This is a genomic window from Solirubrobacter soli DSM 22325 (assembly GCF_000423665.1).
GTDB lineage: Bacteria > Actinomycetota > Thermoleophilia > Solirubrobacterales > Solirubrobacteraceae > Solirubrobacter > Solirubrobacter soli.
In genome coordinates this window covers 111,012-125,638 of record NZ_AUIK01000028.1, presented here as the reverse complement: position 1 = coordinate 125,638, position 14,627 = coordinate 111,012, and the positions used below count along the sequence as shown (strand labels likewise).

Sequence of the window (14,627 nt, the reverse complement as noted above, 5' to 3'; positions counted from 1 at the left end):
TTCAGGCGAGCCGTTTCTCGAACCAGTGGTGCGCGTAGGTCTCGTCGTTGAAGGGCTCGACCTCGACGTAGCCCGCGGCCCGATAGAGCGCGATCGCCTCGGTCAGCACGCGGTTGGTCTCCAAGCGGGCGACCCCGTTGGGCGAGAGCGCCTCGAGCTCGCTCAGCATCCGCCGCCCCAGGCCGAGGCCGCGCACCTTGGGCGAGATCCACATCCGCTTGAGGTAGCTCTGCGCGACCTTGATCGCGCCGCAGCCGACCGGCTCGCCGCGCAGTCGGGCGACGAGGAAGACGGCGTCGTCGGTCGGCAGGCTGCGCGCGTAGTCGAAGCCGCCCTCGAAGCGCGCGTCGAGCTCCTTGAAGTACTCGCCCAGGCAGAACTGGGCGTCCGGGCTGTTCATGTCCTCGCGCGCGATCTCGACCAGACCCGCCGTGAGCAGCCGCTCGACGGTCGCCATCGCGTCCGTCAGCCGTTCACGCTGCGAGGCGCTCAGCGGCGCCAGGAGGGACTCGGCGAGCTCGTCGCTGCGGCGGTCCAGCTCCATCCGCTCGGCCCGGCCCGCCTCGGTGAGCTGCACCGCCCGCACCCGTTTGTCCTCGCCCGGCGCGGTCTCGACCAGCCCTTCGCGCTGGAGCGCGGCGATCAGCCGGCTCAGGTAGCCCGAGTCCAGGTTCAGCCGCGTCCGCAACGTCTTCAGATCCGTGCCGTCGCCGACCTCCCACAGCACGCGGTCCGCGCCGAGCGGGCGGTCCGTGGCCAGATAGGAGTCCTGCAGCGCGCCGATCCGCTCGGTCACCGTGCGATTGAACGACCTGACCTGTTCGACATGCATATCTCTGACTTTAGTCAGAGATTGGCCGCGAGGACGTGTTGAAACGTGAAGATCGTGCGCAGGCCGGGGACGCGCAGCAGCGGCGGGGCGAGGACGTCGAGGCGCGAGCCGCGGGTGTAGATCCACCCGCGGCGCACGACGGTGCGCGGCGTCAGCCCGGCTCCGGCCAGCAGCTCCTGCGCGTCGCGCAGCGTGAACCAGCGCAGGTGGGTGGCGTCGAAGATGCCCTCGGGCTTGCGCGGCCACGAGCCGCGGGCGAGGTGGGCGTAGGTGCTCCAGTGGGCGACGTTCGGCAGGCTCACGACGACGGTCGCGCCCGGTTCGAGCAGCGCGGTGTAGCGCTTCAGCGCGCTCCACGGGTCCGGGAGGTGCTCGAGGACGTCGGCCGCGATCAGCGTGTCGAAGCGCCCCTCGGGCTCCGCGGTCGCCACATCGCCGCAGATCACGTGGTCCAGCCGGGTCGCCGCCTCGCGCGCATACTCGGGCTCGAGCTCGACGCCGACGACCTCCACCTGCTGGCGCTGCTTGAGCGCCGCGCCGGTCGTGCCGGTCGCGCAGCCGAGGTCCAATACGCGCCTCGCGGTGCGTGGGACGTGTTCCAGGATCTCCGGGCGCGCGCGCTCGTAGGCGGCGGCGCGCGCGTCACGTTCCGCGGCTCGCATCACAAGAATGTAAGGAACGAAGAAGAGGCGACACATAGTCGGTAGCGATACGTCTGCACCATCGACGACCGGCCGATCTCTCCCCAACCGCACAGGACCATCTCCACTTCACTAGAGGACCGCGCCCTCCTCGCGCGCTTCACCGCGGGTGACGAAGAGTCGCTCGCGGTGGTGTATGAACGCCACCGTCCCGCCCTGCGACGCCAGGCGGCCCGGCTGCTGTACGCCTCCGGTCACGACTCCGAGGACGTCCTTCAAGACGTCTTCCTGCGCGTGCACACCGCGCTGCGGGGCGGGGTGGTGCCGATGGAGCCGCGTGCGTGGCTCCTGCGGCTCGTCCACAACGCCTGCGTCGACGAGCTGCGCCGCGCCCGGACCCGCCCCGTCGGCGACATCGAGCTCGACGGCATGCCGGCGCTCACCGCGCAGCTGCCGGACGAGCTCGCCCGCCGCGCCGAGGCCCGCGCGCTGCTCGGCGACATCCACCGCCTCCCTGACCGGCAGCGCTCGGTGCTCGTGATGAGCGCGATCGACGGGCTGTCCCACGAGGACGTCGCCGGCCGGCTCGGCACGACGGTCGAGACGACGCGCTCGCTGCTGGCGCGGGCGCGCGAGAACCTGCGCCGCACCGCCGCGGCGCGCGAGACCGCCTGCACGAGCGTCTGCGCCGCGCTCGACGAGGCCGCGCTGGCGGGCGTGCGCGCGAGCGAGATCGCGCGCCGGCACCTGTGGACCTGCGCGGACTGCCGCACCTACCAGCGCGACCTGCGCACCGCGACGCCGTCGCGCCTGCGCCGGCTCGCGGGCTGGAGCCCGTGGGGCATCGTCGCCCAGCTGCTGGGCGGCGGCGGGTTCGCGGGCGTGCAGAAGGTCGCCGCCGGCGCCTGCTGCGCGTTGATCGTCGGCGGCGGCGCGGTGGCGGTCCCGGAGCTGGCCGAGCACTCCCGCCACCGCCAGGACGTGGCGTCGGTGGACCCTGAGCTGGTGATCCAGGACGCGGTCCAGCGGGCGCCGCGGCCGGGGAAGCCGGGGAGCGCCGCCGCGGTGGTGCTGACGCCGGTGGCGCCGCGCGCCACGGCCGCCCCGACCTCCGTGGCGGTCTCCAAGCCGAAGAGCGCCAAGGCCAAGCGCCCGCCGAAGGTCGCTCGCGCCCGCGCCGCGATGCTGTCGCGCTCGGAGCTCACCCGCCTCGGCTTCGCTTTCCGCGTCCTCAACCAGCGCAACGCCTCGCCGGCCGAGCGCGCCGAGGTCAACCGGATGCTGCGCAAGCTGCAGAAGCTGCCCAAGGGCTCCAAGGAACGCTCGCGGGCGATGACCGAGCTGCAGAAGAAGGCGTTCGGCGGCGACCGCCCGCCGGTCTTCACGCCGACCCCGGCGCCGCCGCCGAAGGGGATCGTCAAGCCGGCGCCGACGCCCGTCGCGCCGCAGCCGACCCCGACCCCCACGGCGACGCCGACGCCCGCCCCGGTCGAGACGGCGACGCCCGTCCCGACCGAGACACCCGTCCCGACCGAGACGCCTACGGCGGTCCCGGTTCAGTAGGGGTCAGGCCCCTTTAGGTCCGAGCCGCTTCGAGGCGGCCCCAACCGCGTGAACCTAAAGGGGCCTGACCCCTTTATGTTGTGATCAGCTGCGTCGCGATCGCTCTCGCCTCCTCCGCGTTGGAGGCAGGGGCGATTCGCGCTTTGATCGTCGTGCCCTTCGCCCGGATCGTCAGCGTCGGTCCGGGCTTCGGCGCGCTCGACTGCTTGGCGGGGCGCGGGACGGTGGCGCTCTTGCCGCCGTCGACGACCACGACGTAGCCGCTGCGCTCGCTCTCGACATGGAACCAGGCGATGTCGGAGAGCGACATGTTGCGGGTGATGCCGCGCCGCTCGCCGCGCTGGTTGACCGCGGTGACGCGGGCGGTCGAGCCCCAGCTCGGGAAGAGCGCGTCGATCGTCTTGCCGCTCGCGCCGCTCACCCGCCATTCGGTCTCGATGAACGTCGCCGCGAAGCGGTGCGTGGTCTGGATCGAGACGCCGTTCTCGCGTCGGGTGCCGCGCACGCGGATCGTCTCGAACGCGCCCGCGTAGGGGCGCTTCGGGTACGGGGTCGGGGCCTTCCCGGTCCCGCGCGGGGCCTCGAGCAGCTCGAGCGGATCGCTGTCGCCCTGCTCGACCGCGTGCTGGGAGGCGGCGACGAGCTTGCCGCCGCTGCGCACGGTGACGCCGAACGACGCGGGCGGGCGGCCGCCGACGCCGCCCGCGACCTCCTGCTGTCCGTCGAAGAGCCGGGCGATGTCGACGCCGCCGTACGGGAACGCGTTGCGCGAGACGGCGACGATCGCGGTGTTGTACGTGGGCGTGGTGATCGCCAGGCGGCCGACGTCGGGGTCGTAGGCGTACAGCGGCGGCGGCTGCTCGCCGCGCATCCTGCCGAGCCCGAGGAGCGCCGCCTGGGCGGCGTTGGACTGCACGCGCGCGGCCGCGAGCACCTGCGAGGACTCGTTGTTGTCGATCGAGGGCACGCTGAACGCGTTCGCCGGCGGCAGGCCGCGGTCGCGCGCGACCCAGCGGTCGAAGAGCTCGAAGGAGCGGTCCAGCATGTACTTGGCCCACTGCCCGTGCGGCGCGAGCTCCGGGCAGACGGCGATGCCGAGCAGCGCGGCCTGCGAGAGCCCGAGCTTCTTGCCCTGGTGCCAGCGCTTGAAGCCGAGCCCGGTGTCCCAGTTCAGGTAGCCGGCGTGGGTCCAGTAGCCGGTCAGCACCCGTTCGCTCCAGGCGCGGACGACGTCCGCGCGGGCGGAGTCCAGCGGCGGCATGCCCGCGTCGCGCGCCTGCTTGTACGCGACCAGGAAGCCGCAGACGATGTTCGCGTACTCGGCGCTGTCGAGGTTGAACTTGTGGTGCTCCTGCGCCTGCGGGAGGTAGTGGAAGCGGTAGCCGCCGCCGAGGTTGGACACCGTCGCGCCGCTCATCGGCTTGCGCGCACCGTCGACGAAGCGGCGGACCTGCTGCAGCAGCTGGGTGTGGAGGTCCTGCTTGTTGCCGCCGACCGTCGCGGCGGCGACGTACATCCGCGTGTACCAGTTGATCTGGTTCAGCCGCAATGTCGGCCATTGCCAGAACTTGCCGCTGACGGTCGAGATGATCCGGTCGGCGATCAGGTCGGCGGTCGCCTGGGGGAGGCCGAGCGCGTCGCGGGCCTGCCAGGCGACCATCAGCGGCCAGGCGATCTCGGTGTCGACCACGAGGTGCTGGATGCCGCTGTTGCCGCTGATGCCGTCCTGCCAGCCGGGCTTGTGGCCCTGCGAGCCGGTTCCCGCCTGCGTGACCCACGCAGGGCCTTCGCAGAGCGCGTGGATCAGCGTGATCGCGCGGTCGTCGCGGCGCGCGGGACCGGTGTGGCCGGCGAGCGCGGCCGCGGCGTGCGTGAGCAGCAGGTTCGCGCTCAGCATCGCCCGTTTGGGCGTGTAGGTCTTGCCGTCCCAGTAGCGGTCGAGCTGGTCCTGCATGCGGTCGGCGAACGCCCAGTAGGCGGCGTCGTCGAACGACGCCGGGTCGACCGGCGTCTGGGCTACGGCAGGGGTGACCGCGCGCGGCATCAGCAGGCTTGCGAGCAGTGCGCTCGAGCCCAGCATGAAGCCGCGCCGCGTGGCGGCGGGCAAATGGCGCTCCTATTCGTCTTCAGGTGGCGCCGGCGCGGTCTGTGCGGGGCGGGGAATGAACCCCTGCGTCGCCGGCGTGTCTGCCCTGTTGACGAACCCATTGAGCGGGTGTGGCGCCTTTTCTCGCCCGTCTAGAATCACCCGCATGGCAGGCCATTCCAAATGGGCGGGGATCAAGCACAAGAAGGCGATCGTCGACTCGCGCCGCGGCAAGCTCTTCACGAAACTCGCGCGCGCGATCACCGTCGCCGCGAAGGAGGGCGGCGGCGACCTCGACGGCAATCCCGCTCTGGGTCTGGCGGTGCAGAAGGCCAAGGACGCCTCGATGCCCAAGGACAACATCGAACGCGCGATCGCCAAGGGCACCGGCGAGGGCGCGGACACCGAGTCCTATGAGGCCGTGATGTACGAGGGCTACGGCCCGGGCGGCGTCGCGCTGTTGGTCGAGGCGCTGACCGACAACCGCAACCGCACCGGCTCCGAGGTCCGCCACGCGTTCTCCAAGCACGGCGGCAGCCTCGGCGAGCCCGGCTCGGTCGCGTACCTCTTCGACAAGAAGGGCGTCGTGGTCGTCGACGGCGAGAAGTACTCCGAGGACGACCTGATGCCGGCGCTGGACGCCGGGGCCGAGGACATCGTCGCCGACGACGACGTCTTCGAGATCCTCTGCGAGCCGTCGGACCTGACCGCGATGCGCGCGGCCCTGGTCGAGGCGGGGATCGAGGTCTCCGAGGCCTCCGTGCAGCAGCGGCCGAAGACGCTCGTCCCGCTCGACGAGGAGGGCGCGACGAAGCTGATGAAGCTGATCGACACGCTCGAGGACCTCGACGACACCGACGAGATCCACGCGAACTTCGACATCGACGCCGAAGTGTTGGAGCGGGTTGCCGGCTAGATCCGGCCGTAGCTCTTCAGCGTCTTCAGCGCGTCGATCGTCACCAGCCCGCTCCACTCGAAGGGGATGGCGGGCAGCCAGTGCGCCCACGTGATCTCCCAGCCGCCGTGCTCGCGCTGCTGGGAGGCGAGGTGGTCGAGGCTCGCGTCGATCTCTTGATCTGAGAACCAGGCGCGAGCGAGGGAGTCCGGCGTCTTGGCGAAGTTGTGCGGGTGGTGGATCTCGCCCGCCGAGTAGCCCTCGGGCTGCACGCCGACGAGGTTCTGCTCGCGGACGAGCCTGCCGAGCCGCTCGGCCTGCGCCGTCGCGCGGTCACGGTCGGACGCGGCGTCGAGGAAGGTGATCGCCGACTCGACCTCGTACGGGTGCGTCTTCTCGATCCCCTCGATCGCGTGCCAGCAGAAGGCCTCCGCGCCGGCCTTCCAGGGGTGGTCGCCGTGCAGGCGGGCGTAGAGGAGCGCGGTCGCCAGCAGCGTGCCGTCGCTCCCGATGCCCCACCAGGGCGCGTGCGCCCACTGCTCCATGTTCGGCAGCGCGACCGGCACGCCGCCGTCGGGCGCGGTCAGCGACGCGATGTGGTCGCCGATCCCGTCGTCGGTCTCGCCGATCTCCTCGAGCACTTCGAGCGCGGTCCAGATGTGCGGCGGCTGGCTCGTCGGGCCGCGCCCGTCGGGCTCGAGCGCGTATCCGTAGCCGCCGTCCGCGGTCTTGTAGGGCTCGAGCGCCGCCTTCACGGGCGCGGCGTCCCCATCGGCGAAGAGGAAGGCGAAGCGCCGCTGCTCGAGCACGCGGGCCGTCGCCCACACATAGTCCTGTGCCTTGTCGATCATCGCCACGGCACGCTAGGGCGCGGCGAGGCCGAGCGCTTGAACGAATCGGCCACGAGGTGAGCCGAAATGGTCAGGCGAGGCCAGACACGCCCGGCGCACCCGGCGCCGCGAAGCGCTCGCCGGCGGGGGTCGCGCCGGCCAGCAGCAGTTCGCGCGGGGTGCGGCCCGCGAGGCGGCGGGTCTCGCGGGTGAGGTGGGCCTGGTCGGCGTAGCCGGCGCTGAGGGCGAGGCGGGCGAGGTCGTCGCCGGATTGGGCGATCGTGAGGAACCGCTGGAAGCGCAGCACGCGAGCGAGCGTCTTCGGGCCGTAGCCGACCGCATCCGCGAAACGGCGCCGGAGCTGACGCTCGCTGACGCCCAGCGTGGCGCCGAGCGCGTCCACACGGGCGCCCGGCGCGGCCATCGCGACCGCCGCGGCCCGCGCGAGCGGGTCGATGGGCACGCCGCGCACGCGCTCGCGGACGACGTCGAGCAGCGCCGGCATCCCGCCCGCGGCCACCCGCTCGTCGACCTCGGGTCCCCAGACGTCGGCGACCGGGACGGCGTCGTCGGCGAACTCCTCGGCGGGAAGGCCGAGCGCCGTGCCCGCCACGCCGAGCCGGAAGCGCACCCCGATCACCCGGTCGCCGAATGCCAGGTCAGGGCTCGCCGGCCCGGTCGCGGGCCCGGCGACGACCAAGTGTGTGCCATGCCACACGAGGTCCACGCAGCCGTCCGGGAAGATCACGCCGCCGTGGTGGATCGAGGCCCACACGCAGGCGACGTGGGGGGCGAGGTCGGGCGGCGGGGCGAACTCGCGGTACACCCGGCGATTGTCGCAGCGAATTCCGGGAACATGGATGGTCCGTGATGCTTATGCGCTCGTCCTGGTCGCCGCCCGCGTTGTTCCTCGTGCTGCTGATGGCCGTCGGGTCCGTCGTGATGTGGATCGGCGTCCCGGTCGGCCTGATCTACCTCGCGTCGCGGATCGCCGGCTCCTCGCAGCCGAGCGCCGGCCCGTACCTGCTGGTGCTGATCGGGCTGCCGGTGGGCATGGCGATCGTCGGCAAAGGGCTCGGGATCCTCGACCGGCTGCACGGCCGCCTCACCGGCCGCGAGGAGGAACGCCACCGGGCGACGTGGCTGCGCTCGATGCGCGCCGAGCGCACGTCGACACGCCGCGGCGGCGTGCTCGAGCAGGTGATGGTCGTCTCGGTCGGCCTGGCGCTGGTCGCGTTCGGGATCTGGTTCTTCGGCTTCGCCGGGTCCTCACTGCCCACGAACTGACGTCAAAGACCGTTTCTGGCGCCCGTCGGCGTCGAAGTTCGCGGGGTCCAGCCAGGCCTCGAAGCCTGCCTTCACGGCCGGCCACTCGCCGTCGAGGATCGAGTACCAGGCGGTGTCGCGGTTTGCGCCCTTGACGATCATGTGCTGGCGGAAGACGCCTTCGAAGGTGAACCCGAAGCGCTCCGCCGCGCGCCGCGAGCGGCCGTTCTCGGCGTTGCACTTCCACTCGAAGCGGCGGTTGCCGAGCTCGTCGAAGGCCTCGCGGGCGAGCAGGTAGATCGCCTCGGTGGCGGCCGGCGTGCGCTGCAACGGCCCGCCGAACCAGATGTGGCCGATCTCGATCACGCCGTGCACGGGCTCGATGCGCAGGTAGCTGACGACGCCCACGGCGGTGCCGTCGACGATCACGGCGAAGAACAGCGGGTCCTCCGACGCCGCCTGCGCGCGCAGGTGCTCGGTGAGCGAGGCCACGTCGGCGAACGGGCCGTACGGGAGGTAGTCCCAGAGCGCGTCGTCGCCCTGGGCGGCCGCGAACAGGTCATCGGCGTGGCGGGCGGGGTCGAGCGGCTCCAGTCGCACGCGGTCGCCTTCGATCGTGGTGCGGCCCGGCCGGCCGCGGGCTCCTGTCAGCGTCATCGCCCTGCATCCTGGCGGAAGGCGTCCGGCACGCAACGGAGAATCCCACGCGTGCACGTGATCGTCCTCGGCATCGACCCCGGCCTCGCCAACACCGGATTCGGCGTGGTCGCGCACGACCGCGGCCGGCTGATCGCGCTCGACGGCGGCGTCATCGAGACGCCCGCCGGGGAGGACCAGGGCGCCCGCCTGGCGACGATCCACGCCCGCGTGGGGGAGCTGCTCGACGAATATCGCCCCGACTCGGTCGCGGTCGAGGACCTCTACTTCGGCACCAACGCGCGCTCGGCGTTCGCCGTCGGGCAGGCGCGCGGCGTCGTGATCCTGGCGGCCGGCCAGCGATCCATCCGGTGCTCGTCCTATACCCCTCAGCAGGTCAAAGCCGCGGTGTGCGGCTCAGGAAAAGCCGCCAAGGATCAGGTCCAGCGCATGGTGCAGTCCCTGCTCTCACTCTCAGAGCTCCCGAAGCCCGACCACGCGGCGGACGCGCTCGCGGTGGCGATCTGCCACGCCAACGGCGCGCCGCTGGCGGCCGCGCTGGCGAGGGCCTCGGCATGATCGCGCTGGTCGCGGGCGAGGTCGCGGTCCGTCGCGGCGATCACGTCGTCGTCTCCTGCGCCGGCGTCGGGTATCGGCTCGCTGTGAGCGCCGAGACGCTGCGCCACGTGCCCCGTGTAGGCGAATCCACGACTTTGTTCACGCACCTCGTCGTGCGCGAGGACGCGCTGTCGCTCTACGGCTTCGCCACCGAGGAGGAGCGGGACCTGTTCCTGCTGCTGCTGGGCGTCCAGTCCGTCGGGCCGAAGATGGCGCTGGCGGTGCTCTCCGGCGGTACCCCGCGTGAGCTGCTCGGCGCCGTCGCGAGCGGCGACACGGCGCGGCTGGTGGCCGTCCCGGGCATCGGCAAGCGCACGGCGGAGCGGATCATCGTCGAGCTGCGCGAGAAGGTCGGCACCGCCGTGGTGGATGACCCGATTGTCATCACGCGAACCGACGAGCCGCATGCGCTCGCACGCGAGGGCCTCGTCGGCCTCGGGTTCTCGCCGCAGGAGGTCGACGGGCTGCTCGACGGCGCCCCCGGCGACACGCCTGAGGCACTGATCGCGCACGCCCTGAAAGTCGCCCGCCGATGATCCGGACCCCCGGCGCCGACGTCGACCGCATCCAGACCGTGAACCTGCGCGAGGACGACGAGAACGAGGCGCGGCTGCGCCCGCGGCGGCTCGACGAGTTCGTCGGCCAGGACTCGTTGAAGGCCCAGCTGAGCCTCGCGATCGAGGCCGCCGCCGGCCGCAGCGAGCCGCTCGACCACGTGCTGCTCGCCGGGCCGCCAGGGCTCGGGAAGACGTCGCTCGCGCGGATCGTGGCCAACGAGCTCGGCGTGCGGATCACCGAGAGCGCGGGGCCCGCGCTCGAGGACAAGAAGGACATCGCGACCTTCCTGACCAGCCTCGAGCCGGGGCAGGTCTTCTTCGTCGACGAGATCCACAGGTTGCCGCGGGCGGTGGAGGAAACCTTCTATCCCGCGATGGAGGATCGCCAGCTGCCGGTGACCCTCGGGGTCGGCCCAGGCGCGCGCGTCGTGACCATCGACCTGCCGGCGTTCACGCTGATCGGCGCGACCACCCGCGCGGGTCTGCTGACGGCCCCCCTGCGCGACCGCTTCGGCATCCAGCACCGCCTCGATCTCTACAACGCCCGCGAGCTGGCGGCGATCGTCGCCCGCTCCGCCGGCGTGCTCAAGGTCCCGGTCCACCTGGACGGCGCGCGGGCGATCGCCGAGCGCTCACGCGGCACGCCGCGCGTCGCCAACCGCCTCCTCAAGCGCGTCCGCGACTACGCGCAGGTCCACGGCGACGGCTCGATCGACGCCGCGACCGCCTACGCGGCGCTGGACATGCTCGAGGTCGACCACGAGGGCCTGGACCGCCTGGACCGCGAGATCCTGAACGCGATCTGCGTGCGCTTCAGCGGCGGGCCCGTGGGCCTGTCGACGCTCGCCGTGGCCGTCCACGAAGAGCAGGACACGATCGAGGACGTGTACGAGCCGTACCTGCTCCAGCGCGGCTTCATCCAGCGCACCCCGCGCGGTCGCGTCGCCACCCCGCACGCCTTCGCCCACCTCGGTCTTGAGCCTCCCTCAAGCGGACAGGCCCTGTTCTAGGGGTTCGGTGATGCATGGTCGGTCCGACCGATGTGGTGCAGCCGCCAGTGGCTCGCGACGGCCGCGCTCGCGATGCGGCCTTCTGGGCCGTGAGCAGCGTGGGTGGCGCGAGGCGCTGCGGATGTGCCGCAGCGGGCGAACCGTTAGGCATCAGCGGGCCCCTAAGCGGATGTCCATATCGCGCCTTTAGCGCGAGAGCTACTCTCCCGATTCGTAATGGCCCATCTGTTCATCTGCCCGAACTGCGGCAACCGGACGACTGCGACTGAACGCACCGCCGGGTTCCGCAACGTGCCCAAAGGGTGCTCGAAGTGCGGTTTCGGCTTCTTGTTCGAGCTGCTGGACGACTATTACCCGGCGCCGAACGCGGCCTTTTTCGTCTGCGATCGGGAGGGGCGGATCATCGGCTGCGGCCGCGGCTCACGCGAGCTCACGGGGCTTTCGGACGAGAAGGTGATCGGCCGCCCGGTGCGCGATGTCCTGGGTCTCGACTTCCATGGCGAAGAAGATCCTGTCGGTGTGGCCCTAGAGTGGGGCGTGCGTCGACTCGGGAAGCCCGTCACCGTCAACGCGGAAGGAGATCTGCCCGCAAAAGCGGTTGCCGATCTCTTTCCGGCCTACGATGATGACGGCGGTCTTCTGCTCGTCTTGACGCCGTCCAGGTAGTCCAGCAAGTCTTTCGTCCGCCCAGCGGTGCGTTCGTGCCGCGTTCCCAAAGTACCCTTTTCGCGAGATAACCCGTGTCCGAACGTCGCCGCTCATTTTTCATTCTGCTGATCGTCGTCGCACTCATGTGCGGCTCGATCGCAGTTGTCGCCACCAAGGAGACCAAGCTCGGCTTGGACCTGAAGGGCGGCGTCCAGCTCGTCTACCACGCGCAGCCCACCGCGGCGCAGCCAGTCGTGGACGCGGACGCGATGCAGCGGTCGATCGACCTCATGCAGCAGCGCGTCAACGCCTTCGGTGTTTCCGAGGCCGAGCTCTTCCAGTCCGGCAAAGACCAGATCGAGGTCAACCTGCCGGGCGTCACGGACGCCGAGAGCGCTGCACAGCAGGTCGGTTCGACCGCCCAGTTGTTCTTCTACGACTGGGAAGCCAACATCCTGGACGAGAAGTGCAAGACCAATCCTGATCAGAACGCCAACGGCCGCCAGCCCGTCGTCGGGCTGCGCACCGCGGTTCTGCAGGCGTCCAAGTGCACCAGCGTCGGTGTCGGCAAGGGCTCTGACCCGCTCGGGGAGGAGTCGCCGGGCGGCGAGTCCCAGGCGGCGGCCAAGCCGCGCTTCTACGCGTTCGACAAGACCACCAAGAAGGCGTTCGACAACGGGCAGTCCTACGACACCCGCGAGCAGGCCCTCGAGGCGCTGTCGGACAAGGACCGCGCCAACGCCGAGATCCTCGAGGTCCCCGCGGGCGTCCTCGTCCTGCGCGCCGAGTCGACGACCAACAACAAGGGCGACGAGGTCAAGCCGGACCGCTGGTGGATCATCCAGGACCGCCCGGGCCTGAGCGGCACGGACATCAAGAACCCCGAGCAGAGCGCGGACACGAACCTCGGCAACGAGCCGATCGTGACCTTCAACTTCACGAGCGCCGGCCGCAAGGCGTTCCAGGCGATCACGCGCCGGGTCGCCCAGCGCGGCGCCGACAACGCGCTCGGCGGGGACCCGATCTCGACCTCGCAGCACTTCGCGATCGCGCTCGACAACGAGCTGGTCTCGGCGCCGTACATCAACTGGCGCGAGAACCCGGACGGCATCGACGGCGCGACCGGCGCGCAGATCTCCGGCAACTTCACGATCCAGTCCGCGCAGGACCTGGCGAAGATCCTCAAGATCGGCGCCCTGCCGCTGAAGCTCACCGAGGTCTCGCGTTCGCAGGTCTCCGCGACGCTCGGCGCCCAGGCGCTCGACCAGGGCCTGAAGGCGGGCATCGCCGGCTTCATCATCGTCGCGCTCTTCCTGATCATCTTCTACCGCGTGCTCGGCGTGATCGCCGCGCTGGCGCTGTGCATCTACGCGCTGTACTTCTACGCGCTGGTCAAGCTGATCCCGATCACGCTGACCCTGCCCGGCATCGCCGGCCTGATCCTGACGCTCGGTGTCGCGGCAGACGCGAACATCGTGGTGTTCGAACGCGTGAAAGAGGAGGTGCGGGCCGGAAGATCGGTCGCCACCGCGATCACGACGGGCTATCGCAAGGGCCTGACGGCGATCATCGACGCGAACATCGTTACGTTCCTGGTCGCGTTCATCCTCTTCATCATCGCCACCGCGGGCGTCCAGGGCTTCGCCTTCACCCTCGGTCTCGGCGTCATCGTCTCGCTGTTCACGGCGGTGCTCGCCACCCAGGCGATCCTGTACTCGCTGCGCGGCACCAAGCTGCTGGCCTCCAAGGCAGCGCTCGGCGCCTCCGAGCCGAAGTCGAACCGCTGGCGCATCGACTACACGGGCAAGGCGAAGTGGTTCTTCTCCTTCTCAGGCTGCATCCTGCTCATCTGCGCCCTGGCGATGTCCGGCAAGGGCATCAACTTCGGCATCGACTTCGACGGCGGCACGCGGATCACCGCGCCGCTGGCCAAGGCGGCGACCGTCGATCAGGTCCGAAACGCGGTCGCCCCGCTCGGCCTCGCCGACGCGAAGATCCAGACCCTGCAGAACCCCGAGCTCGGCCAGCACGTCGTCCAGATCTCGACGAAGGAGCTGCCGAAGGGCGGGTCCAACGCGGTCGTCTCCAAGCTCAACGCGACGTTCGGCGAGGCGGATCGCCCGAACATCGAGGAGATCGGCCCGAGCTTCGGCCAGACCGTCGCCAAGTCCGCGATCTACGCGATCATCGCGTCGCTGCTGATCATCTCGATCTACATCTCGCTGCGATTCCAGTGGAAGTTCGCGGTGCCGGTGCTGATCGCGTTGATGCACGACGTCCTGATCGTGGCCGGCGTCTACGCTCTCGTCGGCCGGGAGGTGACGACGTCGACGGTCGCGGCGCTCCTGACGATCCTCGGTTACTCGCTGTACGACACGATCATCGTGTTCGACCGAATCAGAGAGAACATCCCGCGGATGCCGAGCGCGGCGTTCTCGCAGATCGTCAACCGCTCGCTGTCGGAGGTCATCGTCCGCTCGCTGGCGACGTCCTTCTGCACGCTGCTCCCGGTCCTCGCCCTGATGCTGTTCGGCGGCGAGACGCTGCGCGACTTCGCCTTCGCGCTGTTGATCGGTATCGCGTCCGGCACGTACTCCTCGATCTTCATCGCCACCCCGGTGCTCCAGCACTGGAAGGAGCGTGAGCCCGGGTTCCGCGCCCGCCATGCCCGCATCCTCGAGCGCCTGGGCACGGTTCCGGCGTACGCGACGGTCGAGCAGGGCGGCCCGATCGACGTCCAGCCCAAGGAGGGCGGCCGCCGCAAGAGCATCTCGGCCCCGCCCGGCCAGGAGGTCTCGGCGTCGGAGTTCCAGGACATGGTGCGCGACCTCGGCGTCGAAGAAGACAAGCCTGCGGCTCGCCAGCCCGCGGCCGCGGGTGCCGGTGGGCGCCCGGTCGGCGGCCGCCGCGCCCGTGCCCGAGCAGAGGGCGGCGGGAACGGCTCACCGCCCACAGGTCCGTCCACGTCGGAGTCCGGCAACGGTGAGGACGGCGACGCCAAGGACCGCAAGCCCCGCAATCGTCGTCACGGAAGGCCGCGCTGAT

At 70.8% G+C, this 14,627-nt stretch carries 14 protein-coding genes; 8 read left to right on the top strand and 6 right to left on the bottom strand.

Annotated features, from left to right (window positions below):
* Position 1: 1 nt before the first annotated feature.
* Positions 2-832, bottom strand: a complete 831-nt coding sequence (locus G569_RS0123150; protein WP_037498455.1) for a bifunctional helix-turn-helix transcriptional regulator/GNAT family N-acetyltransferase — start codon at positions 830-832, stop codon at positions 2-4.
* 14 nt (positions 833-846) lie between these two features.
* A complete protein-coding gene (locus G569_RS50860) occupies positions 847-1,494 on the bottom strand; it encodes a class I SAM-dependent methyltransferase (RefSeq protein WP_053226855.1) in 648 nt (215 codons plus the stop codon).
* A 168-nt stretch (positions 1,495-1,662) separates the two neighbouring features.
* Here G569_RS50860 and G569_RS0123135 point away from each other — a divergent pair, with 168 nt between their 5' ends.
* Positions 1,663-3,036 carry an RNA polymerase sigma factor gene (locus G569_RS0123135; RefSeq protein ID WP_084285410.1) on the top strand — a complete coding sequence of 458 codons (1,374 nt, stop codon included), beginning with the start codon at positions 1,663-1,665 and terminating at the stop codon, positions 3,034-3,036.
* Between the two features lie 73 nt (positions 3,037-3,109).
* Here the strand turns inward: G569_RS0123135 and G569_RS0123130 are convergent, their stop codons facing one another.
* Positions 3,110-5,143 carry a hypothetical protein gene (locus tag G569_RS0123130; protein WP_028065178.1) on the bottom strand — a complete coding sequence of 678 codons (2,034 nt, stop codon included), beginning with the start codon at positions 5,141-5,143 and terminating at the stop codon, positions 3,110-3,112.
* Between the two features lie 145 nt (positions 5,144-5,288).
* Here G569_RS0123130 and G569_RS0123125 point away from each other — a divergent pair, with 145 nt between their 5' ends.
* Entirely contained in the window at positions 5,289-6,038 is a 750-nt protein-coding gene (locus G569_RS0123125) for a YebC/PmpR family DNA-binding transcriptional regulator (RefSeq protein ID WP_028065177.1), read from the top strand.
* Here the strand turns inward: G569_RS0123125 and G569_RS0123120 are convergent.
* Together G569_RS0123120 and G569_RS50855 are read right to left on the bottom strand one after the other, a co-directional pair.
* On the bottom strand, positions 6,035-6,868 hold the full coding sequence (locus G569_RS0123120; protein ID WP_028065176.1) for a hypothetical protein: 834 nt from the start codon (positions 6,866-6,868) through the stop codon (positions 6,035-6,037). The genes G569_RS0123125 and G569_RS0123120 overlap by 4 nt on opposite strands.
* A gap of 70 nt (positions 6,869-6,938) precedes the next feature.
* Complete coding sequence (locus tag G569_RS50855) at positions 6,939-7,673, bottom strand: helix-turn-helix domain-containing protein (protein ID WP_053226854.1); 735 nt, start codon at positions 7,671-7,673, stop codon at positions 6,939-6,941.
* 50 nt (positions 7,674-7,723) lie between these two features.
* Between G569_RS50855 and G569_RS0123110 the strand changes: the two genes are divergently transcribed.
* The gene (locus tag G569_RS0123110) at positions 7,724-8,134 is read left to right on the top strand and encodes a hypothetical protein (protein ID WP_028065175.1); all 411 of its coding nucleotides are present in this window, start codon (positions 7,724-7,726) and stop codon (positions 8,132-8,134) included.
* On the opposite strand, the gene G569_RS0123105 is transcribed toward G569_RS0123110, so the two are convergent.
* Positions 8,117-8,770, bottom strand: coding sequence for a GNAT family N-acetyltransferase (locus G569_RS0123105; protein ID WP_037498453.1), 654 nt, complete (start codon positions 8,768-8,770; stop codon positions 8,117-8,119). The genes G569_RS0123110 and G569_RS0123105 overlap by 18 nt on opposite strands.
* Before the next feature lie 51 nt (positions 8,771-8,821).
* On the opposite strand from G569_RS0123105, the gene ruvC reads away from it, so the two are divergent.
* From ruvC to G569_RS0123080, 5 genes are all read left to right on the top strand, one after another.
* Positions 8,822-9,328 (top strand): crossover junction endodeoxyribonuclease RuvC, encoded by a 507-nt coding sequence (ruvC, locus tag G569_RS0123100; RefSeq protein WP_245602540.1) that lies wholly within the window; start codon positions 8,822-8,824, stop codon positions 9,326-9,328.
* A complete protein-coding gene (gene ruvA, locus G569_RS0123095; protein ID WP_028065172.1) occupies positions 9,325-9,903 on the top strand; it encodes a Holliday junction branch migration protein RuvA in 579 nt (192 codons plus the stop codon). Before ruvC ends, ruvA begins: the two co-directional genes overlap by 4 nt.
* Positions 9,900-10,934 carry a Holliday junction branch migration DNA helicase RuvB gene (gene ruvB, locus G569_RS0123090; protein ID WP_028065171.1) on the top strand — a complete coding sequence of 345 codons (1,035 nt, stop codon included), beginning with the start codon at positions 9,900-9,902 and terminating at the stop codon, positions 10,932-10,934. The genes ruvA and ruvB overlap by 4 nt, the downstream gene beginning before the upstream one ends.
* A 216-nt stretch (positions 10,935-11,150) precedes the next feature.
* Positions 11,151-11,600, top strand: a complete 450-nt coding sequence (locus G569_RS0123085) for a PAS domain-containing protein (protein ID WP_028065170.1) — start codon at positions 11,151-11,153, stop codon at positions 11,598-11,600.
* A gap of 125 nt (positions 11,601-11,725) precedes the next feature.
* Complete coding sequence (locus G569_RS0123080) at positions 11,726-14,626, top strand: protein translocase subunit SecDF (protein WP_028065169.1); 2,901 nt, start codon at positions 11,726-11,728, stop codon at positions 14,624-14,626.
* Position 14,627: the final 1 nt, after the last annotated feature.